This is a genomic window from Buttiauxella sp. AC142, assembly GCF_979253435.1.
The window spans coordinates 3,826,112-3,851,662 of the sequence record NZ_CEEDCH010000001.1; the positions used below are offsets into that span (position 1 = coordinate 3,826,112).

Annotated in this window: 24 protein-coding genes, 1 pseudogene and 1 other annotated feature; of the genes and pseudogenes, 5 read left to right on the forward strand and 20 right to left on the reverse strand. The window is 50.2% G+C overall.

Going from position 1 to position 25,551, the window contains the following annotated elements:
- Positions 1–27: 27 nt before the first annotated feature.
- Complete coding sequence (gene ribF, locus AC0IWZ_RS17715; RefSeq protein WP_034498554.1) at positions 28–960, reverse strand: bifunctional riboflavin kinase/FAD synthetase; 933 nt, start codon at positions 958–960, stop codon at positions 28–30.
- A gap of 326 nt (positions 961–1,286) precedes the next feature.
- On the opposite strand from ribF, the gene rpsT reads away from it, so the two are divergent.
- Positions 1,287–1,550 carry a 30S ribosomal protein S20 gene (rpsT, locus tag AC0IWZ_RS17720; RefSeq protein ID WP_034459390.1) on the forward strand — a complete coding sequence of 88 codons (264 nt, stop codon included), beginning with the start codon at positions 1,287–1,289 and terminating at the stop codon, positions 1,548–1,550.
- Positions 1,551–1,624: 74 nt separating this feature from the next.
- Here rpsT and nhaR read toward each other — a convergent pair whose 3' ends face one another.
- The 5 genes from nhaR to AC0IWZ_RS17745 form a co-directional block, all read right to left on the reverse strand.
- The gene (nhaR, locus tag AC0IWZ_RS17725) at positions 1,625–2,518 is read right to left on the reverse strand and encodes a transcriptional activator NhaR (protein WP_034498557.1); all 894 of its coding nucleotides are present in this window, start codon (positions 2,516–2,518) and stop codon (positions 1,625–1,627) included.
- A 65-nt stretch (positions 2,519–2,583) separates the two neighbouring features.
- Positions 2,584–3,762 carry a Na+/H+ antiporter NhaA gene (nhaA, locus tag AC0IWZ_RS17730; RefSeq protein WP_034498560.1) on the reverse strand — a complete coding sequence of 393 codons (1,179 nt, stop codon included), beginning with the start codon at positions 3,760–3,762 and terminating at the stop codon, positions 2,584–2,586.
- Between the two features lie 220 nt (positions 3,763–3,982).
- Positions 3,983–5,122 carry a molecular chaperone DnaJ gene (gene dnaJ / locus AC0IWZ_RS17735; RefSeq protein WP_034498562.1) on the reverse strand — a complete coding sequence of 380 codons (1,140 nt, stop codon included), beginning with the start codon at positions 5,120–5,122 and terminating at the stop codon, positions 3,983–3,985.
- An 85-nt stretch (positions 5,123–5,207) separates the two neighbouring features.
- The gene (gene dnaK / locus AC0IWZ_RS17740) at positions 5,208–7,127 is read right to left on the reverse strand and encodes a molecular chaperone DnaK (RefSeq protein ID WP_115627268.1); all 1,920 of its coding nucleotides are present in this window, start codon (positions 7,125–7,127) and stop codon (positions 5,208–5,210) included.
- Complete coding sequence (locus AC0IWZ_RS17745) at positions 7,128–7,301, reverse strand: hypothetical protein (RefSeq protein ID WP_156104907.1); 174 nt, start codon at positions 7,299–7,301, stop codon at positions 7,128–7,130.
- Between the two features lie 123 nt (positions 7,302–7,424).
- Between AC0IWZ_RS17745 and satP the strand changes: the two genes are divergently transcribed.
- A complete protein-coding gene (satP, locus tag AC0IWZ_RS17750; RefSeq protein WP_034498568.1) occupies positions 7,425–7,994 on the forward strand; it encodes an acetate uptake transporter in 570 nt (189 codons plus the stop codon).
- A 56-nt stretch (positions 7,995–8,050) separates the two neighbouring features.
- Here satP and AC0IWZ_RS17755 read toward each other — a convergent pair whose 3' ends face one another.
- The 3 genes from AC0IWZ_RS17755 to tal all read right to left on the reverse strand — a co-directional run bounded on the left by AC0IWZ_RS17755 (position 8,051) and on the right by tal (position 11,154).
- Positions 8,051–9,376 carry an MFS transporter gene (locus tag AC0IWZ_RS17755; protein WP_034498571.1) on the reverse strand — a complete coding sequence of 442 codons (1,326 nt, stop codon included), beginning with the start codon at positions 9,374–9,376 and terminating at the stop codon, positions 8,051–8,053.
- 125 nt (positions 9,377–9,501) lie between these two features.
- Positions 9,502–10,089 carry a molybdopterin adenylyltransferase gene (mog, locus tag AC0IWZ_RS17760; RefSeq protein ID WP_034498574.1) on the reverse strand — a complete coding sequence of 196 codons (588 nt, stop codon included), beginning with the start codon at positions 10,087–10,089 and terminating at the stop codon, positions 9,502–9,504.
- A gap of 111 nt (positions 10,090–10,200) precedes the next feature.
- Positions 10,201–11,154: a transaldolase gene (gene tal, locus AC0IWZ_RS17765; RefSeq protein WP_115627264.1), complete on the reverse strand. Its 954-nt coding sequence runs from the start codon at positions 11,152–11,154 to the stop codon at positions 10,201–10,203.
- A gap of 214 nt (positions 11,155–11,368) precedes the next feature.
- On the opposite strand from tal, the gene AC0IWZ_RS17770 reads away from it, so the two are divergent.
- Both AC0IWZ_RS17770 and yaaA read left to right on the forward strand, forming a co-directional pair.
- Positions 11,369–12,814: an alanine/glycine:cation symporter family protein gene (locus tag AC0IWZ_RS17770; protein ID WP_471678785.1), complete on the forward strand. Its 1,446-nt coding sequence runs from the start codon at positions 11,369–11,371 to the stop codon at positions 12,812–12,814.
- Between the two features lie 69 nt (positions 12,815–12,883).
- A complete protein-coding gene (gene yaaA, locus AC0IWZ_RS17775; protein ID WP_471678784.1) occupies positions 12,884–13,657 on the forward strand; it encodes a peroxide stress protein YaaA in 774 nt (257 codons plus the stop codon).
- Between the two features lie 32 nt (positions 13,658–13,689).
- On the opposite strand, the gene AC0IWZ_RS17780 is transcribed toward yaaA, so the two are convergent.
- From AC0IWZ_RS17780 to yjjY, 7 genes and pseudogenes are all read right to left on the reverse strand, one after another.
- Positions 13,690–13,989: a DUF2502 domain-containing protein gene (locus tag AC0IWZ_RS17780; protein WP_034498583.1), complete on the reverse strand. Its 300-nt coding sequence runs from the start codon at positions 13,987–13,989 to the stop codon at positions 13,690–13,692.
- A 214-nt stretch (positions 13,990–14,203) separates the two neighbouring features.
- The gene (gene thrC, locus AC0IWZ_RS17785) at positions 14,204–15,490 is read right to left on the reverse strand and encodes a threonine synthase (protein WP_034498587.1); all 1,287 of its coding nucleotides are present in this window, start codon (positions 15,488–15,490) and stop codon (positions 14,204–14,206) included.
- 3 nt (positions 15,491–15,493) lie between these two features.
- A complete protein-coding gene (gene thrB, locus AC0IWZ_RS17790; RefSeq protein WP_471678783.1) occupies positions 15,494–16,423 on the reverse strand; it encodes a homoserine kinase in 930 nt (309 codons plus the stop codon).
- Position 16,424: 1 nt separating this feature from the next.
- Entirely contained in the window at positions 16,425–18,887 is a 2,463-nt protein-coding gene (thrA, locus tag AC0IWZ_RS17795) for a bifunctional aspartate kinase/homoserine dehydrogenase I (RefSeq protein ID WP_471679452.1), read from the reverse strand.
- Between the two features lie 26 nt (positions 18,888–18,913).
- Positions 18,914–19,031: a sequence feature (Thr leader region), on the reverse strand.
- On the reverse strand, positions 18,970–19,038 hold the full coding sequence (thrL, locus tag AC0IWZ_RS17800) for a thr operon leader peptide (protein WP_072011210.1): 69 nt from the start codon (positions 19,036–19,038) through the stop codon (positions 18,970–18,972). Its footprint overlaps the feature before it by 62 nt.
- A 184-nt stretch (positions 19,039–19,222) precedes the next feature.
- Entirely contained in the window at positions 19,223–19,924 is a 702-nt protein-coding gene (locus AC0IWZ_RS17805) for a tRNA/rRNA methyltransferase (protein WP_115627256.1), read from the reverse strand.
- Between the two features lie 400 nt (positions 19,925–20,324).
- Positions 20,325–20,467: pseudogene (yjjY, locus tag AC0IWZ_RS17810) on the reverse strand (YjjY family protein).
- A 96-nt stretch (positions 20,468–20,563) separates the two neighbouring features.
- On the opposite strand from yjjY, the gene arcA reads away from it, so the two are divergent.
- Positions 20,564–21,280 (forward strand): two-component system response regulator ArcA, encoded by a 717-nt coding sequence (arcA, locus tag AC0IWZ_RS17815; RefSeq protein ID WP_034459438.1) that lies wholly within the window; start codon positions 20,564–20,566, stop codon positions 21,278–21,280.
- Positions 21,281–21,348: 68 nt separating this feature from the next.
- Here arcA and creD read toward each other — a convergent pair whose 3' ends face one another.
- From creD to creA, 4 genes are all read right to left on the reverse strand, one after another.
- Complete coding sequence (gene creD / locus AC0IWZ_RS17820; protein ID WP_471678781.1) at positions 21,349–22,707, reverse strand: cell envelope integrity protein CreD; 1,359 nt, start codon at positions 22,705–22,707, stop codon at positions 21,349–21,351.
- A gap of 88 nt (positions 22,708–22,795) precedes the next feature.
- The gene (gene creC, locus AC0IWZ_RS17825) at positions 22,796–24,223 is read right to left on the reverse strand and encodes a two-component system sensor histidine kinase CreC (RefSeq protein ID WP_471678780.1); all 1,428 of its coding nucleotides are present in this window, start codon (positions 24,221–24,223) and stop codon (positions 22,796–22,798) included.
- Positions 24,223–24,918, reverse strand: a complete 696-nt coding sequence (gene creB, locus AC0IWZ_RS17830; RefSeq protein ID WP_471678779.1) for a two-component system response regulator CreB — start codon at positions 24,916–24,918, stop codon at positions 24,223–24,225. The genes creC and creB overlap by 1 nt, the downstream gene beginning before the upstream one ends.
- Before the next feature lie 13 nt (positions 24,919–24,931).
- Positions 24,932–25,402: a protein CreA gene (creA, locus tag AC0IWZ_RS17835; RefSeq protein WP_034498604.1), complete on the reverse strand. Its 471-nt coding sequence runs from the start codon at positions 25,400–25,402 to the stop codon at positions 24,932–24,934.
- Between the last annotated feature and the right edge of the window lie 149 nt (positions 25,403–25,551).

Below are 25,551 nucleotides of genomic sequence, written 5' to 3' on the forward strand. Positions count from 1 at the left end.
AGATTCTCGGTTCCGTAGTTAGCTTGCTCAGGTATTGGGCCCAAAAAATTCGCGGGCGGTTACCACATCTTTGGCGATTTGCGCTTTCAGTTCATCAAGCGAAGCAAACCGTTGTTCATTTCGTATTTTTTTACGCAGCACCACATCAATATGGTGCCCATATAAGTCCATTACAACGTCCAGCAAATGGACTTCCAGCTGTTGGCGCAGGCCCGCCACCGTTGGGCGCGTGCCGATATTGGCAACGCCTGGCAGCAGTTTGTCGCCAAGGCCTGCGACTTCTACCGCAAATACCCCTTTTACCGGGGAAACCTGACGACGAAGCGGTAAATTCGCCGTTGGGAAACCAATGGTTCTTCCGAGTTCATCACCATGGACAACGCGCCCGGAGATGATAAACGGATGACCCAGTAAACTTTCAGCCAGCGCTAAGTCGTCCTCGGCCAGAGCCTGACGCACCGCTGTGCTGCTAATTCGCACGCCGCCTTCACAGAAAGTTTGCGTACTGGTGACGTCAAAGCCGTATTCCAGGCCAGCCTTCTGTAATAACAAGAAATCCCCCTGGCGACCAGCACCAAAGCGGAAATCATCACCTACCGCGAGGAATTTTACCCCGAGGCGGTCGACCAGCAGATCGCTGACGAAGTTTTGCGCGGTGAATGCAGCAAAGCGACGGTCAAATCGCACGCACAACACGTAGTCCACTCCACACTCGGCCAGATAACGCAGCTTTTCGCGCAGCCTTGTCAGACGCGCTGGAGCTTTATCACCCGCAAAAAGCTCAAGCGGTTGCGGCTCAAAGATCATGACCATCACCGGCAGATTGCGCGCACGTCCTTCCGCACACAGCCCTTTTAACAGGGACTTGTGGCCTCGATGAACGCCGTCGAAATTCCCAATGGTGAGGACACACCCGTGGTGGTTCTGGCGTAAATTATGTATGCCGCGTATCAGCTTCATGGCTGGCTCAAGACAGTGGAAATCGGCGGATTATATCAATTACCACGGTGAAGGTTAACCGGCGATTGTACCCTTTGACATAAAGCATTAAGGATTTCATCGCGCTGGCGTCTGGTTTCTATATAGATGCGCATCACTGGACGATTTTTGTTGCTTAAAGCTGTATTCATGAGCATGAAGCTGGTAGAATCCGCGCCATCACAACGTAAGAGGCTCCGGAAATTTAACGGCGCTTATTTGCACAAATCCATTGACAAAAGAAGGCTAAGAGGGCATATTCCTCGGCCTTTGAATTGTCCACATAGATCATATTTGGGAGTTGGACCTTGGCTAATATCAAATCAGCTAAGAAACGTGCTGTACAGTCTGAAAAGGCTCGTAAGCACAACGCAAGCCGTCGCTCTATGATGCGTACTTTCATCAAGAAAGTATACGCAGCGATTGAAACTGGCGACAAAGCTGCTGCACAGAAAGCATTTAACGAAATGCAACCAATCGTGGATCGTCAGGCTAGCAAAGGTCTGATCCACAAAAACAAAGCTGCGCGTCATAAGGCTAACCTTGTAGCGCAAATCAACAAACTGGCTTAATCGCCAACTTGTTGTTAGCTTAAAAAAAACCGGCTTCTGCCGGTTTTTTTATATCTGAAATTTGAGCTTTTGAATCAAGCTTCTTTGAACAAAGCCGAATAATCCCGGTTACACACACGCTGTACCGCAGGGTGCTGAATCATTCGTTCAGCGAATATCGCGTGATATTCTTCCATCACATTCTCAACGCGCCCGATTTCGACAATGCTCTCATCTTTGTAAGTGTCTTCACCGTAAAGGGTTGGTGCGACAAATATCGCATTATGCGCCGCCCCAAAAGCCTTCATCAGTGCCGCATCATCAAACTCGCCGAGGATCTCAACATTCAGCCCCTGGCCATTAATCCAGTTGAGAATTTTGCGCCCTAGCATCGAACGACGCCCCGGAATCAGTAAGCGTCGGGTTTCCAGGCATGCAGGGAATGGCAAATCAGGCACCGGATTCTGGCTCCAGAAGCTAATTCCGCATTCGCCGATTTTCACCGAGAACAACCCTTCTTGCTGGGTCGAATCAATCGGGCAGTCAGAGATAATCATATCCAGCTTATGTTGGCTCAATTGTTCGAGCAGCATTTCGTGTGTCGATTCAAAGCAGCGCAGGTGAATTTGTTCATCCTCAACCACCGCGGCATCCAGCACGCCGCTGACCAGACGTTTTGATAACGCATCGGCAATACCCACATCAAAGAGCAGGCTCGACTCTTTGCGATAGTTGACGATATCCAGCATCTCCTGGCTTAGCGTAAACATGCGGTCTGCATAACGAAATACAAGCTGGCCCAGCTCAGAAGGAACTAAACCACGCCCCTGGCGACGGAACAGTTTACCTTGCAGGCGTTCTTCTAATGCTTTGATTTGGCCGGTAATGGTTTGTGGCGTCAGATATAGAGCTTCTGCTGCACCTACGACAGAACCTTCTTTGCAAACGTGCCAGAAATAATAGAGATGATTGTAATTTATGTGTGACATGCGTTGTTCGCTCCCTGATAAACCATCCATTTGCTAACGGCTCCCAAGGAGCCGTTAGTGGAATATTAATTATGTTTTAGTTGTGGGCTGAAACGACTTCTCAACATGCAGTAACCCACCACTGCTGAAAGCAGTGAGCCAAGCAGAATACCCAGTTTCGCCCAGGTAATGAGTGCCGGATCCGCGCCGTCGAATGCCAGCGACGCGATGAAAATCGACATCGTAAAGCCAATTCCGCACAGCACACCCACCGCCATAATCTCTTTGCAGGTTGTCCCTTCAGGCAAGGTTGCCAGTTTAAATTTCAGAGCAGCCCAGCAGAACAGGCTAATGCCCAGCGGCTTGCCGATAAACAGACCCGCCATAATCCCCATTGGCAACAGCGAGGTTAAGCCGGCAAAAGTTACACCGCTCAACGACACACCTGCATTGGCAAAAGCGAACAATGGGAGAATCAGGAACGCGACCCAAGGGTGAAGCACATGCTCCAGCTCTTTTGCCGGGGAACGCCCGTCTTTCTCTTTAAGCGGAATAAGGAAGCCAATGATGACCCCGGCAAGCGTTGCGTGTACACCTGATTTCAATACCGCAGTCCACAATACGACCCCCACCAGAATATACAAGCCGGTGCGACGAACGTTGCAGATGTTCAGTAATGCCAGGACCGCAATCGCCCCCGCAGCAACCGCCAGCGACAGAATTGAAAGGTCGCTGGTGTAGAACAAAGCGATGATAACAATCGCGCCCAGGTCATCGATAATCGCCAGCGCCATCAGGAACACTTTAAGTGCAACAGGTACACGGTTGCCCAGCAATGCCAGAATACCCAAAGCGAAAGCGATATCCGTCGCAGCCGGGATCGCCCAACCCTCACGGGTGATTGGGTCCTGGAAGTTAAACAGTAAATAAATTGCCGCCGGAACAACCATGCCGCCCAACGCCGCAATTACCGGGAACGACGCCTGACGCATGCTGGCAAGCGAGCCGCTCACCATTTCACGTTTCACTTCCAGACCAATCATCAGGAAGAAGATGGCCATCAGTGCATCATTCACCCATAACAACAGGTTTTTACTGATATCCAGAGAACCGATACGGACTTCTACCGGTGTGTTCAAAAACGATTGATATAACTCGCTGGTGGAACCCAGATTAGCAAGAACCATTGCCAGAACTGCGGCAAGGATCAAAAAGATGCCGCTTGAGGCATCGCTATGGAAAAAGCATTTTAGTTTTTTAGTCATTCTGTCATCCCGGTTTTTCAACTGCCTTAAATCATTTAGGGCTTTAATATGTATTAAGCATAGCCTGCCTAATACATCGAGAAAAGTAGATTATATAGCATCAAACAATCGGAAATAACGAACTATATTACTTATAGAATTAATACATTTTTAGCGCATAAAAAAGCCTGAATCAAAAACAAACGATTCAGGCTTTTGTACTGCTGAAAGGAAATGGGGTTTAGCGGGTCAAATCATCAAAGAACTTTTTCACGCCGTCAAAGAAGTTCTTTGAACGCGGACTGTTCTTTTCACCGCTTGGGCCACCAAAACTTTCAGCCAAATCACGCAGCAGTTGTTTCTGCTTTTCGTTCAGGCTGACAGGGGTTTCCACCACAACGCGGCACAGCAGATCGCCTTGAGCGCCGCCACGTACGGATTTCACACCTTTGCCACGCATTCTGAACAATTTGCCCGTTTGCGTTTCGCCCGGCACTTTCAGGTTCACACGGCCATCAAGCGTAGGGACTTCGATTTCGCCACCGAGCGCAGCCATCGCGAAGTTAATTGGCACTTCGCAATACAGGTTGTTGCCTTCACGTTCGAAGATCGGGTGCTGTTTAACCTGAACCTGAACGTACAAATCACCTGATGGAGCGCCATGCTCACCCGCTTCACCTTCGCCTGCAAGACGAATACGGTCACCGGTATCGACGCCAGCCGGGATTTTCACCGACAGGGTTTTCGTTTTCTCTACACGGCCATGACCATGACAGGTATTGCACGGATCTTTAATAATAGAGCCGCGACCCTGGCAGTGCGGACAACTCTGCTGCACGGTGAAGAAGCCCTGGCGCATTTGCACCTGACCTTGTCCATGACAAGTCGGGCAAGTCTGCGGCTTAGAGCCAGCTTTCGCGCCGCTACCGTGGCAAACACCGCACTCTTCAAGCGTTGGGATACGGATCTCTTTGGTGACGCCACGAACCGCTTCTTCCAGCGTTAAGTCCATGTTGTAACGCAAATCGGACCCGCGGGAAGCGCGCTGACGGCGGCCACCACCGAAGATGTCACCGAATACGTCGCCAAAGATATCGCCAAAGTCAGCACCGCCACCGCCAAATCCGCCGTGACCGCCGCCGCCCATCCCGCCTTGCTCAAACGCGGCATGACCATATTGGTCGTAAGCAGCACGTTTTTGATCATCGGTCAGGATTTCGTAGGCTTCTTTGATCTCTTTAAATTTGCCTTCGGACTCTTTGTCACCCTGATTACGATCCGGGTGGAACTTCATTGCCAGGCGTTTATAGGCTTTCTTGATTTCACGCTCTTCCGCGTTTTTCGGAACGCCTAAAACCTCGTAATAGTCTCTCTTCGCCATCTTTTTTGTCTGCCCCTAACATGCGGGCACGGGCGCAGAGGAAAACCTCGACGCCCGTGCCAGTTACCAACCGCTCAAAGGGCGATTATTTTTTGTCTTTAACTTCTTCGAACTCAGCATCAACAACATCGTCGTCTTTGCTTGTTGAGTTACCAGCATCAGTTGCGTTACCAGCTTGCTGCTCAGCATGTTGCGCCTGAGCCAGTTCCATCAGTTTCTGAGAAACTTGTGCCAGTGCCTGCATTTTCGCTTCGATGTCTGCTTTGTCTTCGCCTTTCAGAGAAGATTCCAGCGCTGTCAGTGCAGACTCAATAGCAGTTTTGTCATCAGCTGGCAGTTTGTCGCCTGCTTCTTCAACCTGCTTGCGAGTGCTGTGCAGCAAATGGTCGCCCTGGTTGCGAGTCTGAACCAGTTCTTCAAACTTACGGTCAGCTTCGGCGTTAGCTTCTGCATCGCGAACCATTTTCTGGATTTCTTCTTCGTTCAGACCAGAAGAAGCCTTGATGGTGATCTTCTGCTCTTTACCGCTGTTTTTGTCTTTCGCGGAAACGTGCAAGATACCATCAGCATCAATATCGAAAGTTACTTCGATCTGCGGCATGCCGCGTGGTGCTGGGCTGATACCATCCAGGTTGAATTGACCCAGAGATTTGTTATCCGCCGCACGCTTACGCTCACCCTGAATCACATGGATGGTCACCGCAGACTGGTTATCTTCAGCTGTAGAGAACACCTGGCTGTGCTTAGTCGGGATAGTGGTGTTTTTGTTGATCAGTGAAGTCATCACACCGCCCATGGTTTCGATACCCAAAGACAGCGGGGTAACGTCCAGCAGCAGTACGTCAGTCACATCACCAGCAAGCACCCCCCCCTGAACAGCTGCACCGATTGCAACAGCTTCGTCCGGGTTAACGTCTTTACGTGGTTCTTTACCGAAGAACTCAGTCACTTTCTTCTGCACCATTGGCATACGAGTCTGACCACCAACCAGGATAACGTCCTGGATATCAGATACAGACAGGCCAGCGTCTTGCAGAGCAACTTTCAGCGGCTCGATAGAACGGTTTACCAGGTCTTCGACCAGGGATTCCAGTTTTGCACGAGTCACTTTGATGTTCATGTGTTTTGGACCGGTCGCGTCTGCTGTGATGTACGGCAGGTTTACGTCGGTCTGTTGAGCAGAAGACAGCTCAATTTTCGCTTTTTCAGCAGCTTCTTTCAGACGCTGCATAGCCAGTGGATCGTTACGCAGATCGATACCTTGATCTTTCTTGAACTCTTCCACTAAGTAGTTGATCAGACGGCTATCGAAGTCTTCACCACCCAGGTGGGTATCACCGTTGGTTGCCAGAACTTCGAAGGTTTTTTCGCCATCAACTTCGTCGATTTCGATAATAGAGATATCGAAAGTACCACCACCCAAGTCGTAAACCGCGATAGTACGGTTGCCAACTTCTTTATCCAGACCGTAGGCCAGAGCCGCTGCGGTTGGTTCGTTGATGATACGTTTTACTTCCAGACCTGCGATACGGCCAGCATCTTTAGTTGCCTGACGCTGTGCATCGTTGAAGTATGCAGGAACGGTGATAACAGCTTCAGTTACTGGCTCGCCCAGATAATCTTCAGCGGTTTTCTTCATTTTCTTCAACACTTCAGCAGAGATCTGCGGAGGTGCCATTTTCTGACCTTTAACATCAATCCATGCGTCGCCGTTGTCGGCTGCAATGATTTTGTACGGCATGATGGCTTCATCACGCTGCACTTCTTCGTCCTGGAAGCGACGGCCAATCAGGCGTTTGATCGCGAACAGTGTGTTCTGCGGGTTAGTCACTGCCTGACGTTTAGCCGGCTGACCAACCAGAATCTCACCATCCTGCGTATAAGCAATGATTGAAGGAGTGGTGCGATCACCCTCAGCGTTTTCAAGAACGCGAGCGGTAGTACCATCCATAATTGCTATACAAGAGTTGGTTGTACCCAAGTCGATGCCAATAATTTTACCCATCTAAACGTCTCCACTTAAAATTTGTTCGTCATATGGTCGTGAACCTGTTATGCGGGCAAACAAGAGTCTTTCAACTGCCCAAACACGTTTTTTTGCAGGCTCATCAACTGCGGTTGCATACAAGATGGGGTCACTCGGCTCGCCATCAAGGGGCAAGGCAAAAAAAATTTTCATCTTCACACCTGTTTAGATCATGGACTCGAACCCCTCTCCTGATTATGATGCCGCGCCCCGCTGCCCTTTCGCAGTCGTGTGGCGACTACAACTATTCATTTTCAGACGAATTTTAGAGGAACTATGGGCAACACTAAGTTGGCTAATCCAGCTCCCCTGGGCTTGATGGGCTTCGGCATGACTACCATTCTGCTCAACCTGCATAACACCGGCATATTCCCTTTTGATGTCAACATCCTTGCAATGGGCATTTTCTACGGTGGTATCGCACAAATTTTTGCCGGCCTGTTGGAATTTAAGAAAGGTAATACTTTCGGCCTGACAGCATTCACTTCTTATGGCTCTTTCTGGCTGACTCTGGTCGCCATTCTGATCATGCCTAAGATGGGTCTTGCAGACGCTGCAAACGCACACTTCCTCGGCGCGTATCTCGGTCTGTGGGGCGTATTCACGTTGTTCATGTTCTTCGGCACCCTGGCTTCCGCGCCACGTATGCTGCAGTTCGTGTTTGCAAGCCTGACCGTTCTGTTTGCTCTGCTGGCTATCGGCCACCTGGCTGACAACGAAGGCATCGTACGCATCGCGGGCTGGATTGGTCTGGTGTGTGGCGCGAGCGCCATCTACCTGGCGATGGGCGAAGTGCTCAACGAGCAGTTTGGCCGTACCGTGCTGCCGATTGGTGAAAAACACTAATTCCGGCAAGCAACGAATCAGAAAACAAAAACGCGGAGGTTTTCCTCCGCGTTTTTTTATGAATGTTGCAGCGGCCTTTCAACCACTTTGCTTTCCGACGTTAAATCGTTGCGCAGCCAAATCCCCAGACCTAAACCCACCATCGCTAACGCCAGCACATACCACGCGGGTCCCATCGGTGATATTGCTGATAGCATCGTCACGAAGATTGGCGTCAGGCCACCGAAAATGGCATACGACATATTGTAAGAGAACGAGATTCCGGTAAAACGCACTTCCGCCGGGAACGCTCTGACCATCACATACGGAACCGCCCCAACAACGCCGACGCTTAAACCGACCAGACCATATAAGAAGAACAGGTATTCAGGGTGGCTCGCGGTCAGGTGGTAGAACATCCAGCTACAAACAGCCAGCATCAGACTGCCGACAATAAACGTTTTACTGGCACCAATACGATCGATAACCAACCCCGCCACAATACAACCGATACACAGCATCACGATGGCAATGCTGTTTGCCTGGAGCGTTAATGCAGGCGCAATCCCCAACTGTTTTTGCAACCAGGTGGGAGCCATCAAAATCACCACTACAATCCCTGCCGACAACAACCAGGTCAGGAGCATCGAAATCACGACCGCTTTTTTATGGTTTGCGATGACAGATTTCAACGGCAACTCTTCTGCCAGCGCTTTGCGTTGCTGCATCTCTATAAAGATGGGGGTCTCTTGCAGCCAGCGACGCAGATACATCGCTACCAGGCCGAAAATACCGCCCAAGAAGAACGGAATACGCCAGCCGCCATCGTGAATGGCTTCCTGCGTCATCGAGGTATTAATGATGGTAGCGACAACGGAACCCAGCAAAATCCCGGCTGTTAAGCCCGCCGTTAAAGTGCCACACGCAATGCCGATACGTTTATAAGGAACGTGTTCGGCAACAAAGACCCAGGCACCTGGGACTTCACCGCCAATTGCCGCGCCCTGAAGCACACGCATCAAAAGCAGCAAGACTGGAGCCGCGATGCCCAACGTTTCGTAGGTTGGCAGCATACCAATCGCCAGCGTCGGTAACGCCATCAGCAAAATGCTCAGGGTGAACATTTTCTTGCGGCCAACCAGATCGCCAAAGTGCGCCATGATGATGCCGCCTAAGGGACGCGCCAGATATCCCGCAGCAAAAATGCCGAAGGTTTGTAGCTGGCGTAGCCATTCGGGAATGTCCGCAGGGAAGAAAAGCGCCCCGACAACGGTGGCAAAGAAGACGAAGATGATGAAGTCGTAAAATTCGAGCGCACCACCAAGGGCGGCAAGAGTCAGAGTTTTATAATCCTGACGATTCAGAGGTCTTGTGCGTTGTATTGAATGCTGTTGTTGTGACATAAGAACCTGCGTATGCAATAGGGCGTGGTATTTAGTTTCCATTTTGCTGTAAAGCAAAACTTACTATAACGAACCCCGCCACACATACCACACTCACTACATCTTATGTCACAAACAATTAATTTTTAGGAGTTTATCTCGCGTATCGCGCTTTTAGGCCGAAAAGCTGCTACTACAACGCTATCCGTTTCGATATAAGGACCATCAAGCAACTGTATACAATACGGTACACTTGCAAAAATTCCCGGCACAACGACTTTCCCGTCCGCATCTTTGACGCCTTCCAGCGTTTCCTGAATTGATTTCGGCTGCCCCGGCAAGTTAAGGATTAATGCTTGTTTGCGGATAACACCGACCTGGCGAGAAAGAATGGCCGTCGGCACAAACTGCAGGCTTATCTGACGCATCTGCTCGCCAAAGCCAGGCATCACGCGGTCAGCAATCGCAAGCGTAGCATCAGGGGTTACATCACGACGCGCGGGGCCAGTGCCACCAGTGGTTAACACCAAATGACACGCCATTTCATCAACCAGCTCGCAAAGAGCCTGCTCAATCAACGGCTGCTCATCAGGGATTAAACGGGTTTCAATCTGGAAAGGGGTGGTTAAGGTTTTTTCAAGCCAGGCAACAAGCGACGGAATGCCTTTATCTTGATAGACACCGCTCGAAGCGCGGTCAGAGATGGAAACTAAGCCAATGCGTAAGGTATTCATATCATTCCCGGGGAAATCAGCAAACTTAACGGAATGATACACGGCGAAGAGAGTTGCAGACAGGGTGAAACACTAAAAAGCGTGACCGGAATGCTCCGGCCACGCCAATGATTACAGCAGGTCGCCGATCATTTTTTCCAGTTTTTCCTGGTCGATAGCAAACTTACGGATGCCATCAGCCAGTTTATCAACAGCCATTGGATCCTGGTTGTGGCTCCACAGGAACTCAGACTCGGTCATACGTTCTGGGCGCGCTTTAACTTCGCCGGTGTAAGACAGTTTACGCTCAACAGCGCCTTCGCTTTCTGCCAGCTCTTTGAGCAGCGCAGGAGCGATGGTCAGACGGTCACAACCAGCCAGTTCGATGATCTCGCCCAGGTTACGGAAGCTTGCGCCCATAACCACAGTCTCGTAACCATGTTCTTTGTAGTACTGGTAGATTTCAGTAACAGAAACCACACCTGGATCTTCGTTTGGTGCGTACTCTTTCTTATCGGTATTCGTTTTGTACCAGTCGAGGATACGACCTACGAATGGAGAAATCAGGAATACGCCCGCTTCTGCACAAGCACGTGCCTGAGCGAAGGAGAACAGCAGAGTCAGGTTACAGTTAATTCCTTCTTTTTCCAGCTGCTCAGCAGCACGGATGCCCTGCCAGGTAGAAGCCAGTTTAATCAGGATACGGTCATTGCTGATGCCCGCATCGTTGTACATTTTGATCAGGCGTTTTGCTTTAGTGATGCTGGCATCGGTGTCATAGGACAGACGCGCATCCACTTCAGTAGAGATGCGACCTGGGATCAGTTTCAGGATTTCCAGACCAATATTCACCGCCAGCTTGTCAGTGGCATCCACAACTTGTTGTGCATGGTCACTGCTCTGCTCACGCGCCCATGCAACCGCATCATCAATCAGTTTGCGGTATTCAGGAATTTGCGCAGCGTTCAGAATCAGAGAGGGGTTGGTGGTCGCATCTTGCGGTTGATACAGCTTCATTGCCGCAATATCCCCGGTGTCCGCAACAACTGTGGTTAGCTGACGCAGGGAGGTCAATTTATCCGTCATGATAGTTTCTCGTTTGGTAGAACTTGTTAGGGGGATGTAACCGGTCTGGCTTGATGATATCACGACGCAATTCAGGTGCAACCGCAGTGACACATCGGTAAGAACTGAACGCTAAACTGATATATTCTATGTATTATTCGCCTGCAATCTAATGGAGCATACGCGCAAGCTGCGCATTGGCTGTGCACGTATCGCATGCAAACGAGGGATGTTAATGGCAGATTTTTTTCTTTTTATCAATGAGATACTCTGGGGTTCAATCCTCATTTACTTATTAGTCGGCGCGGGTTTGTGGTTCACCTGGCGATGTGGATTTGTGCAATTCCGCTATCTGACTCATCTACGCAGTCTCCTCCTTGCGAATAAAAACGCAGATTCTTCCGGACTATCCTCATTCCAGGCATTGTGTACAAGCCTTGCTGCGCGTGTTGGAAGCGGTAATCTTTCCGGGGTCGCACTCGCTCTGACGCTCGGTGGCCCGGGCGCTATTTTCTGGATGTGGGTCGTCGCAATGCTGGGTATGGCGACTTCCTTTGCCGAATGTACCCTTGCCCAACTTTATAAAACCCGTGACAGCGAAGGCAATTATCGTGGCGGCCCGGCCTGGTACATGGAACGCGGGCTGGGAATGCGCTGGATGGGCGTCATGTTCTCCATCTTCCTGATGATAGCCTTTGGACTGATTTTCAATGCGGTCCAGGCAAACTCTATCGCCAATGCGGTAAACCATGCTTTTGGTATTCCTAAAACCTGGATTGGCATGGCTCTTGTTGTCATCACCGCATGCACAATTTGGGGCGGAATGCGAGGCACCGCGCGTGTTGCCCAATGGTTAGTGCCCTTCATGGCGTTAATCTGGGTGTTGATGAGCCTGGTGGTTATGGCAATGAACATTGAGCGTTTACCAGAAGTGGTTTCGCTGGTGTTCAAAAGCGCGTTTGGCTGGCAAGAAGCCGCCTCGGGCGCAATTGGATTCACCATCAGCCAGGCGATTACCACCGGTTTTCAGCGCGGAATGTTCTCTAACGAAGCGGGTATGGGCTCTTCGCCCAACGCAGCAGCGGCGGCGGCACCGTGGCCACCCCACCCCGCCTCGCAAGGGCTGGTGCAAATGTTCGGTGTGTTGATTGATACCATGATCATTTGTACTGCAACCGCAGGCATCATCCTGTTTTCCGGAATACTCGATACCGCCGATCCCAGCATGAATGGCATTACCCTGGTACAACAAGCGCTGAGCAGCATGGTTGGCTCCTGGGGAACCGGGTTTATCGCTTTTATCGTGATGCTTTTTGCCTTCACATCTATTGTCGCCAACTATGCCTATGCAGAAAACAACCTCTTCTTTTTGCAACAAAAAAGCCCGTTCGCGACGGTGTTATTCCGCTGTCTGGCGCTGGTGATGGTGATGTTTGGTACGCTTTCGCCACTGCCGCTGGTCTGGCAAATGGCGGATGTGGCAATGGCGTTTATGGCTGTCACCAACCTCACGGCAATCCTGCTGCTCTCACCGATTGCACGCGACCTGAGTGCTGATTACCTGCGCCAGTTGAAGCTCGGAGAAATACCGGTTTTCGATCCGAACCGTTTTCCTGAAATTAAAAGCCAACTGGCACCGGGTATTTGGGACAATCCAAAGCCTCCTGAAACCAAACGCTAATCGCAACCATTGGCTAATACTTCCAGTAAATTTGTTAGAGTAGGCGGTAAAAGTGAGCAAGGAACAAATATGCTAATTCTAATTTCACCTGCAAAAACCCTGGATTATCAAAGCGATCTGCCTACCGATCGTTATACACAACCCGAACTGTTGGACTATTCCCAGCAGTTGATTGCCGTGGCGCGCAAACTCAGTGCGCCGCAAATTTCTTCTCTGATGCATATTAGCGACAAACTGGCCTCACTAAACGAAACTCGTTTTCACGAATGGCAGCCGGATTTCACGCCGCAAAATGCGCGTCAGGCGATTCTGGCCTTTAAAGGCGACGTCTACACCGGATTACAGGCAGAAGAGTTTAGCGATGCGGATTTCGACTTTGCTCAGCAGCATTTACGCATGCTTTCCGGCTTATATGGCGTGTTGCGCCCGTTGGATTTAATGCAGCCGTATCGGCTAGAAATGGGTATCAAGCTTGAGAATCCGAAGGGTAAAGATCTGTACCACTTCTGGGGCGATACCATCACCGAGAAGTTGAATCAGGCGCTTGAGGCTCAGGGTGACAATATCGTGGTTAACCTGGCATCTGATGAGTATTACAAATCGGTGAAACCGAAAAAACTCAATGCAGAAATCATCAAGCCAGTGTTCCTCGATGAGAAGAACGGCAAGTTTAAAGTTATCAGCTTTTACGCCAAGAAAGCGCGTGGCTTGATGAGCCGTTACATCATTGAAAACCGCCTCACCCAACCTGAACAACTGACCGGTTTTAACACTGACGGCTACTTCTTTGATGAAGCCGCCTCCGGTGAACATGAGCTAGTGTTCAAGCGCCACGAGCAGTAAGCCAAAACGCCAGCGCAATGCTGGCGTTTTGTTTAGTGATGTTTGTTTTGGCCGTAGTGATTACCGTTGTCATGATGGTCTTTGCCATGATGATTATGGTCGTCGCGATGATCGTTGTGATGATCATGCGGATGCCATCTGTTATCACGCCATTCATAGTGATCATTCCACCAACCATGGTCGCGCCAGTTACCGCCATCCCAATAGTTTCCGTGATTATCCTGATCGCCAATTTGTAATTTCACTGCCGGAACTAATGTAATTTCTGAAGCTTGGGCAGCTAACGGTGCGATTACCAGCATCGATAACGCAAGAATAATTGATTTCAACATAAGTGACTCCTTACTGCATTCATGCCCCATATGGGTCGTTGAAGAGAGCATATGCCTTACAGCATGGGGTTGTTATTCTCCGCAATCCTAATCTCTAAGCGCCCGCATTTAATGGGAATTCCTACATTTTCCCTCCTTGTTTCCTGCACATTTCCTCCATGATTCAGAGATAAAAAAACCACTCCGAAGAGTGGTTTTTAAAGCAATGCGGTCATTACGCTTTGGCCATCATCAACTCACGCAGCGCAGCAAAATCCGCGGGTAGATTGTGGGAAAGCAGCGGTAAATCAGCACGTTCGGCAAGCTCTGCTGGCAGTGGCAGAGTTTCACCGAGGATCTCCTCCACGCTTTCTTTGAATTTCGCCGGATGCGCAGTGCCAAGGAACAAGCCGTATTCGCCTGGCTGGAGCTGGTCACGCAGCGCGCGATAAGCGATAGCCGCGTGCGGTTCAGAAACATAGCCCACTGCTTTCAGTTCTTTCATCGTGGCTTTGGTGGTTTCGTCGGTGACGGTCGCATAACCGAGGTCGGTCAGACGCCAAATCTTACGGCGGAACAACTCTTCTACACGCGGCCAGTTGTTTGGCTGGCTGACATCCATGGCGTTAGAAAGTGTCGCAACCGTGGTTTTCGGTGCCCATTCGCCGTTGGTCAGGAAACGTGGAACGGTGTCGTTGGCATTGGTCGCCGCAATAAAACGCTTGATTGGCAAGCCGAGTGATTTTGCCAGCAAGCCCGCGGTTAAATCACCAAAGTTGCCGCTTGGTACGGAAACCACCAGCTGATTGCGAGCTTCTTGTGGCAGTTGCGCCACCGCTTCAAAGTAATAGCAAATCTGCGCCAGCAAACGGCTGATGTTGATTGAGTTGGCGGAGTTTAACCCCAGCGCCAATTTCAACTCTTCATCATCAAACGCTTGTTTCACCAGCGCCTGGCAGGCATCGAAATCGCCGTCGATAGCGACAGTTTCAATATTACCGCCAAGGGTACAGAACAGTTTTTCCTGTAGCGGGCTAATTTTGCCACGCGGATAAAGAATAACGACGCGCACGTTTTTCAGGCCGTAGAAAGCATGCGCTACCGCAGCACCCGTATCGCCAGAAGTCGCGGTCAAAATAGTGACCGGTTTGTCGCCGCTAATATGCGTCAGCATTTGCGCCATAAAGCGCCCGCCGAAATCTTTAAACGCCAGCGTCGGGCCGTGGAACAGCTCAAGGCAGCCGATATCTGGCTCTACGCTTTTCACCGGTGCAGGGAAAGCAAACGCCGCACGCACACGTTCTTCGAGAATTTCTTGCGGGATTTCATCACCGATAAATGCAGACAGAATTTTGCTGCTGCGGGCGACAAAGTCCATCTTCAACATTTCGTCGACTTCGGTCAGTTCAAATTCCGGCAAGTCGTGAGGAAAAAACAGCCCCTGCTGTTTACCCAAACCCTGCACAATTGCCTGGGCAAAAGTGACCTGCTCATTATGATCTTTAAGGTTATACAGTTTCATGCGTTATCCCAGAACTCGTGCGCCCGCCGTGTCCAGACGGCAAATATGTACAAAACCTTCCTGGTTCTGCAAATAGTGTTGGCTGAGCCAGTCAGCCACGCGTTGTGCGGTGTCAGTGTTATCGCACAGCGCAAAAAGAGTTGGGCCGGAACCCGAAATACCACTCGCCAGCGCACCAATATCCGCGGCGGCCTGGCGTGCTTCGTTAAAGCGCGGCAGCAATTTTGCGCGGTACGGCTCGGCAATCACATCACGCATCAGTTTTGCCGCAAGATGTGGCTGACGGGTGTGACAGGCGTGAATAAAGCCTGCCAGATGGCGTCCGTGGCTGATGCAATCCTGGCGGCGATATTGCGCCGGCAGAATCGCACGGGCTTCGGCGGTCGAGACTTTAATTCCCGGATACGCCAGCACCCAAAGCCATTCATCAAAGCCCGGTACAGACTGGCTGATGATGCCATTTTCTTCAATCATCAATTGCATACCGCCAAGGAAGCACGGCGCAACGTTATCATAGTGAACGCTGCCCGAAATGCGCCCTTCCAGCTCACCCATCAGGCTCAGCAAACGGGTGTCGCTTAGCGGTTTACCGCAGTATTCGTTCATCGCCATTAAGCCTGCGACTACCGAACACGCGCTGGAACCCAAACCGGAACCAATCGGCATGCTTTTTTCCAGCGTCATGGCTACCGGAATGTTTTTGCCGATTTCCTGGCAGAAACGCTCCCAGCATTGGTAAACGATATTTTCGCGCGGCTCATCAGGTAACTTGCTGGCGAAACGCCCAATATTATTCAAACTGAAAGTGTCTGCCGCTTCGACCGTCACGTAATCGCCGAGCAGCGAACCGTCTATTGGCGAAACCGCCGCGCCCAGTACATCAAACCCGACGCTCATATTGGCACTGGAAGCCGGGGCGTATACTTTAACCATCTTAAACTCCTAACTTCCATGACAAAGTGCGCAATAAGTCGGCGAAAACACCGGCAGCAGTAACATCATTCCCTGCTCCGTAACCACGCAACACAAGCGGTAACGGCTGATAGTAATGGCTATAAAACGCCAGGGCGTTCTCGCCGTTTTTAACTTTATACAACGGGTCATTACCATCAACCGCATCAATTTTAACTTTGCAGCTGCCATCCGCTTCAATCACGCCAACATAACGCAACACTTTTCCTTCGTCGCGGGCTTGTGCCACACGCGCAGAAAACTCGTCATCCAGTTGCGGGATACGCGCCATAAACGATTCGACATCACCTGTAGAATCAAATGACTCAGGCAATACAGGCTCGATAACAATATCGGAAAGCTCAAGGTTGCTGCCGGTTTCACGCGCCAGAATTAACAGCTTACGCGCGACGTCCATGCCGGAAAGATCGTCACGCGGATCGGGTTCGGTGTAACCCATTTCTCGCGCCACTTTGGTGGCTTCTGACAAGCTCATACCTTCGTCGAGTTTGCCAAAGATAAACGACAGTGAACCAGAAAGAATGCCGGAGAAACGTTGTAATTCATCACCCGCGTTAAGCAGGTTTTGCAGGTTTTCGATAACCGGCAGGCCCGCGCCCACGTTGGTGTCGTAAAGGAATTTACGGCGTGATTTCGCCGCAGCGTTACGCATCTGGTGGTAGTAATTCATGGTGGAAGTGTTCGCCTTTTTGTTCGGCGTCACGACGTGGAAACCTTCCCCCAGGAAATCGGCGTATTGATCGGCCACCGCCTGGCTGGAAGTACAGTCAACAATGACCGGGTTCAGCAAATGGTACTCTTTCACCAGGCGAATCAGGCGGCCAAGGTTGAACGGCTCTTTTGCCTGCGCCAGCTCTTCCTGCCAGTTGTTCAGATTCAGGCCGTGGATATTGGTCAGCAGCGCTTTCGAGTTCGCAATGCCACACACACGCAAATCAATGTGTTTTTGCTTGAGCCACGCCTGCTGGCGTTTCACTTGCTCGACCAATGCCGCACCAACGCCGCCCACGCCAATCAGGAACACTTCGATAACCTGATCGGTATTGAATAGCATCTGATGGGTCACACGCACGCCAGTTGTCGCATTGTCATTGCTGACCACCACAGAAATCGAGCGCTCGGAAGAACCTTGTGCAATGGCCACGATATTGATGTTGGCGCGGGCAAGAGCGGCGAAGAACTTGGCAGAAATGCCACGCAGCGTGCGCATGCCGTCACCGACGACAGAGATAATTGCCAGATGCTCCATGATCGCCAACGGTTCAAGCAGACCTTCTTTCAACTCAAGATAAAACTCATCTTCCATCGCACGACGCGCACGGGCGCAATCTGCCTGCGGCACGCAATAGCTGATGCTGTATTCAGAAGATGACTGAGTAATCAGCACCACCGAAATCCCGGCGCCGCTCATCGCCGCAAAAACACGAGCCGCCATACCGACCATGCCTTTCATGCCAGGGCCTGAGACGTTAAACATTGCCATGTTGTTCAGATTGGTGATGCCTTTGACCGGCAGAGAGTCTTCGTCGCTATCCGCGCCAATTAACGTGCCAGGCGCTTGCGGGTTTCCGGTGTTTTTAATCAGACAAGGGATTTGGAACTGAGCGATAGGAGAAATGGTGCGTGGATGCAGAACTTTAGCGCCGAAGTAAGAAAGCTCCATCGCCTCCTGATACGACATAGATTTCAATAACCTGGCATCTGGAACCTGGCGCGGGTCGCAAGTGTAAACTCCGTCAACATCAGTCCAGATTTCACAGCAATCAGCACGTAAACAGGCGGCCAGCACGGCGGCGGAATAGTCAGAACCATTACGCCCTAACACCACCAGCTCACCTTTGTCGTTCCCGGCAGTAAAGCCCGCCATCAGGATCATATGGTCAGCCGGGATGCGGCTGGCGGCGATGCGCCGAGTGGACTCTGCGATATCAACAGTGGACTCAAGGTAATGCCCGACGGCGAGAAGTTTCTCAACCGGATTGATAACCGTCACGTTGTGGCCGCGCGCTTTGAGCAATTCAGCCATGATCGCGATAGAGAGTTTTTCTCCACGGCAGATCATTGCGGCGTTGATGCTGTCTGGACATTGCCCCAACAGGCTGATGCCGTGCAGGACATGCTTTAACTGAGCAAACTCCTGGTCAACAAACGATTTCAGCTGCGCATGAGGAAAACCGGGTTGTGCTTCTGCCAGGCCATTAAGAAGTTCGCTGAAGATGCGTTCTGCGTCACTGATATTCGGTAGGGCATCCTGGCCGCCAATGGTTTTTTCAATCATGGCAACGAGGTGATTGGTAATTTTCGCCGGGGCAGAAAGCACTGTTGCCACCTGCCCCTGTTTGGCATTGCTTTCCAGGATATCGGCAACACGGAGAAAACGCTCCGCATTTGCCACTGAAGTACCACCGAATTTCAACACTCGCATTTGTTATTACCCTTGAGTTTTTAGTCCAAAAAAAAGCCCGCACTATTTAGGTGCGGGCTTTTTTCGTTTTTCCTGGTATGCGTCAGCCCGCACCGTTACCTGTGGTAATGGTGGTTGTAATAATTGTGGTCATCAGGCTGCTGCGAATCATGGATGTTGTGTGCTCGTAATATGATTTACCTATATTGACTAAAGTATCCGACAGGCTAAGTCAATTTATTTTTAATTTTACCACTATCTGTGACATGACTATTGAACGCTGATAATTCATCACAAAATGCGCTCATTACGCTAAAAAAGAGGGGGGAGCACACCCCATCCTCACTACTATGCATTCAGTTGCCAGCATTTTTCTCTGGTAACTTTTTTTCAATATCATGGAGCAAACGGTGCAACATCGCCGTATCACGCTGCGCTAAAAGCCCCAACCGCTGCTGCAACCAGTCGACCATTTTTTGGTCTTCGCTGGCATCAACACGCTCAAGTAAAGAGGCGATACGCGCACGCAAAGCCACTAACTGTTTTGCGTCAACGACATCATGCTCAGGAGCGGGCTGTTGCATCAGCGCGGAGAGTTGGTAGCAATACACCATGACAGCCTGCCCAAGATTGAGAGACGGATAATCTGCCACCATCGGCACGCCGGTTAAGACATCAGCCAGCTCCAGCTCTTCGTTGGTCAGCCCCGAATCTTCACGCCCAAAAACCAGCGCCGCCGTGCCGACCCATTCCCGCTTTTCTTCAAGCAAGGGCACGAGTTGCTGCGGCGTGGCGTAATAATGGAATTTCGCACGGCTACGAGCGGTGGTGGCAATCGTGAAATCCACATCATGCAGCGCTTGCGCGAGTGTATCGAAATGCTGCGCGTTATCCAGCACGTCGCCGGAACCATGTGCCACCCATCGCGCTTCAGGCTGACGGTCCGCTTCGCTATCAACAACGCGTAGTTCAGCAAATCCCATGGTCTTCATTGCGCGGGCTGCGGCACCGACATTTTCAGCTCTGGCGGGAGCAACCAAAATAATTAAAAAACGCATCAAAGCTCTCTTAAAAAAGTGTCTGTTTTCGGACATTCACAAAATACAAATGATAATACGCATCAAAAATTTACATTAAAGTAACATTGATATATAAAATGCATGAATGCGAATCATAAGTACCACAAATGCTTTTCGGTGGTTTGACCAGCACCAATACAGATCACAAACAATACTATCAATTTGTTTTATATAACAAAAAGACCATAAAAACGCCATCGACAATCTGATTTACATTCTTAACTAATCAATTCGCGTAACTATCTATATTATTAAAATATTGTGACGAAAGGTGGCAAAACGCTACGATGATTTCATCAAACTGTTAACGTGCTACAATTGAATTTGATATATGTCAACGAAGCGTAGTTTTATCAGATGTCTAAAGCGGTCCTGCCTGTTATGTTGCTGTTAAAATGGTATAGGATAACAACCGTTTTTGACACCGTCGGGTCCAGAGGGAAAAGTGCCCACGACCAAGCTAATGATGTTGTTGACGTTGATGGAAAGTGCATCAAGAACGCAATTACGTACTTTAGTCATGTTACGCCCAGCATGTTAATTTATGGCATGTAATAGGCAGGTCAGGGACTTTTGTACTTCCTGTTTTGATTTAGTTGGCAATTTTAGGTAGCAAACATGCAGACCCCGCATATTCTTATCGTCGAAGACGAATTAGTAACACGCAACACGTTAAAGAGCATTTTTGAAGCTGAAGGCTATGATGTTTTTGAAGCGACCGATGGCGCTGAAATGCATCAGATCCTTTCTGATAATGACATCAACCTGGTCATTATGGATATCAATCTGCCAGGTAAAAATGGCCTGCTCCTGGCGCGTGAATTGCGTGAGCAAGCCAATGTGGCATTGATGTTCCTGACTGGCCGCGATAACGAAGTGGATAAAATCCTTGGCCTTGAAATCGGCGCAGATGATTACATCACTAAGCCATTCAACCCACGTGAATTAACCATTCGTGCGCGTAACTTGTTGTCTCGTACTATGAACCTGGGTGCAATCAGCGAAGAACGTCGTTCCGTTGAAAGCTACAAGTTCAATGGTTGGGAACTGGACATCAACAGCCGTTCACTGGTCAGCCCAAATGGCGAGCAGTACAAATTGCCGCGTAGCGAATTCCGCGCGATGCTGCACTTCTGCGAAAACCCTGGGAAAATTCAGTCTCGCGCTGAATTGCTAAAGAAAATGACAGGCCGTGAGCTTAAGCCGCACGACCGTACCGTTGACGTCACAATTCGTCGTATTCGTAAGCATTTCGAATCGACTCCAGATACACCTGAAATCATCGCCACCATCCATGGCGAAGGTTATCGCTTCTGCGGCGATTTACAGGAATAAACCTGTAATCAACTTGAACACGAAAGGGCGGATTAAATCCGCCCTTTTCTTTTGCTTTTAGAAAACCTCTATTTCCACAGGCGGAAGCGGTCAGGATCTTTCTGAGCGTCGCCAGTTTCCGGTATCTGCACTTTTTTACTCATACCGTACCAATCTGTATGACGGGTTAGCATCATAATGGCCGAAAGCGCCACAAAAAGGACTCCCGTACCAAGTAACAAAGCACTGTCCTCAGACTGAAGCAACTGCCAGAGCACAGCATCAAGCGTCAGCAAGCCGGTCGTAAACATCAAACTGGTTTTCCAGCTGTTCAAAATGGCCTTCAAATAGAACCCATTAATCCCCGCACAAATCAGACTCGCCAGCAGCCAGGCGCCGTTAAACCCGATATGTTCTGAGACCGCCAACAGAACGAGATAAAACATCACCAGCGATAGCCCAACCAACAAATACTGCATCGGGTGAACGCGCAAACCCGTCAGCGTCTCCAGCAGGAAGAAACTCATAAACGTCAAACCAATCAGTAAGATGGCATATTTAACAGCGCGATCGGTGAGTTGATATTGATCGACAGGATTTGCCACCGTCACGCTAAAGGCTGGCAGGCGATCGACATCCATAATTTGTCCGTCATAGAAGCTGGTATTCAGGTTGTTAGCAAACCAGGTGCTCTGCCAATTAGCGGTAAATCCGTTTTCCGTTACCGTGCGCTGTTGCGGCAGGAAATCGCCAATAAAGCTCGGATGCGGCCAGTTGCTGGTTAAAGTGAACTGGCTATTGCGCCCAAGCGGCACCACGGCAAGCTGTTTGGTGCCCATCAAGTCCAGACTAAAGCGAAGCGTGAGTTTCTCATCCTGGAGGTGCTCGGCAGGGAGAATGGCGTGCAGCCCCTGTTCGACGCCGGGTAAGTGACTCCCAGGTTCAATCGGATAAGATTTGCCGTTGATATCCAACTCGCCAACTTTACCGATACCGCGAGAATCGCCTACTGCCAACACGACATACGGTGTGCCAATTTGAGTGTTACCGCTGAAATCATTATTGAGCTGCTGGCGGCTAAACGTGGCATCAAGCGTGATAGCTGTGCGCCAAATTTGCCCCTCGTAAATGCCGATATGACGTGGCTCAACGATCTGCTTTCCCACAATACTCAAGTTTTCCGGCAGATAGTAGCGAATGAAGCGGTGCTCTTTTTTAACCTCTTTATTGTCTTCCATAACGGTTGTCAGTTCAGTTATGGGAATGGCAATGAGCGGGCCGGTAATGGTCTGTGGGCCGCTGGTACTCTGACGCAGCGACTGCTCAACATCATCCCGATAACTACTACGCTCATCAATTAGCGAACTCAGCATACTCAGTGGAATGAGCAACAGCAGCATGCAACCGAGTAAAGTCATCACTTTCCAGAACAACGCAGATTTCAACATAATCCCCTCCATATTTTGATGTGGCGAGGATAGCGAGCGTATGTGGGGGCTAAATGAAGTTATGTGAAGAGACGGTGAAGTGGCGAAATTATTTTCCGGGGAGGCTCAACCTGGCTTGCGCCCCACCCTCGGGGCGGTTCTCCAGCGTAATGGTGCCGCGATGCAGACGCGCGACTTCGCGCACAAAAGCCAGCCCTAAGCCGCTGCTCTTTTGCCCGTTGCTGCGGGGTAATGAATAGAAACGCTCAAAAACACGATCGCGAGCATAGTCCGGAATACCGCTTCCGGTATCCGTTACCAGGATAGCAATGCCGTCATCGGCATTTTCGATACTCAGCGTAATCTCACCGCCTGGCCGGGTGAAATCGAGCGCGTTATCCAGCAAATTCCCGATAGCCTGTTCTAGCAGCGCGAAGTCGCCTTCGACGATGGTGTCTTTCAGTGCGCTCTCATTGATGCTTAACGAAATCTTTTTGCTATGAGCGATCACTTCACGGCTGTCGCACAAGGCAGAAAACAGTGCGACCAGATGAATCGGCTGCGGTATGATTTCCGCCCGGCTTTCGAGTTTTGCCTGGCGTAATAAATTATCCACCAGTTGCTGCATACGCAGATTTTGCTGAAGAATATTCCCCGAAAATTTCTCAATCACCTCCGGTGGCGGGCCTTCACGCAAAATTTCAGCCGCCCCCCGAATTGCCGCCAGAGGGCTTTTCAGCTCATGCGTTAACGCATGAACATACTGCTCGATATAACTTTTCCCTTCGAGTTTCAGGCGCATAGTTTCCAGCGCTAAGGCGAGTTTTCGTAATTCGCTGCTGCCGGGTTTGGGTAGCGGGAGAGGATGTTCTTCTGTCACTGAATCGGCGTAACGCACAAGCTGACCAATCGAGCGATTAATCCATAACACCACCCCGAAGCCAATCATCAGCGCGATACCCAGCAACGCAACGCCCGCCCACAGAATTCGGCGCTCGCTACGATGAATCACGGGTTCCAGAGCGCTATTAGGTTTCCCAACACTGAGCACACCGACAATATTGACCCCGTCGCGCACGGGAGCGGCCACGTACATTACGGTGCTTTCAGGTTTATTGGCATTGACTGGCGTACTGCGCGCGCCATATTTCCCTTGCAGGGTCAGCCACACATCATTCCAGCGCGAGTAATCCTGGCCCGTTGCTTTGCCGCTGGAATCGAACAAAACAATGCCTTTCGCATCCGTCAGGTAGACACGATATTCATTTCGGGATTTGGTAATACCGCCGATATTGGCCTGAAAGTTATGTTGATTAAGGCGGGAAAATGCTTGCGCGAGTTGCCCGTTTTGCGCATTTCCAGCCAGCATGTCGGCACGCGCAAACTCGGCAAGTAACGTTGCGGTATCAATCAATGTTCCCTCGGTTGCTCGTCGAACACCGGGTTTCACTTCTTGTAAAAAAATCGACAGCACAAACCAGGCCGCAATCGCCACAATCAGAAAATAGCCCAGCAACAAGCGCATACCGATGCGCATTAGTTCACTCCCAGGCTGTAACCCAGGCCACGGTGCGTGTTAATGGGGGAAAGATCAGGATTAATAGCCCGGAGTTTGGCTCGCAGGGTTTTGATGTGAGTATCCACGGTGCGATCAAAACTTTCTTCCGCCGTGCTCCAGACTAATTCCATGAGTTGCTGGCGCGAAAATACACGCCCTGGCCACTGCAAAAAAATCTTCAGCATCAAATATTCATAGCGAGTCAGATGCAAAGGTTGCTGGCACCAGGTGATCAGCGCAGCCATTTCGTTAAGTTCAAACAATCCAATACGCTGAACGCTTGCCCCGGTATTTTGCCGCTGCTTGTGTAAACGGCGCAAAACGGTTCGCACCCTCGCACACACTTCCCGCGGGGAGAATGGTTTGGCGATATAGTCATCCGCGCCAATTTCGAGGCCAATCAACCGGTCGACCTCTTCGCTTCGCGCCGTCAGAAACAGTAACGGTAATTCTGGATAATCAGCCAACAAGCGACGACATAACTCAAAACCATTAATGTCTGGCAGGCCAACGTCCAGAATCGCCAGGTCCGGACGCGCAACACGCGCCGCATCCAGCACTGGCAAACCGCGATCAAACCCGCGCACCACAAAGCCTTCTTGTTGCAACGTGTAGATAAGCGTATCGGCGATACTGGCTTCATCCTCAACTAACCAGATTGTGGCCTGACTCATCATTCGCTCCTGGTTACTTCCACGGCATAATTGGCACGGCACTTAGCGCGTTTTTTGGCGAGCCGTCGACGACTTTGTCAGAATAAGCCAGGTATGCCAGCGTGTTACGTTTTGCATCGTAAAAACGAACCACTTGCAGCTTTTTAAAGACCAGCGATGTCCGTTTCTGGAACACCACATCTCCCTGAGTTTTACCCGCTTTAATTTTCTCGCTCAGTTCTACCGGCCCCACTTGCTGGCAGGAAATTGCCGCATCTGATGTGTCTTCGGCAAGACCTAAACCACCTTTAATGCCACCTGTTTTTGCGCGACTGATATAACAGGTCACGTTTTTGACATCAGGGTCGTCAAACGCCTCAACGACGATTTTATGGTCAGGGCCAAATATTTTGAAAACCGTGTCAACCGAGCCAATTTGCTCTGCCCGAACACCCAATGAAATCAACATTAATGAACCCAGTACAACTAAAACTTTATATTTCATATTGTTACCATTGGTTAAGATTGCATGTAGGGACTATTAACTTTTTCGACCAGAAAGTCGTTAAATATCACGTTATTAATAAAATTATCAGAATGAGTAGCTAATTTTGGCACGACTTGTTAAAAAAAACTCTGAATGTCATAACAACA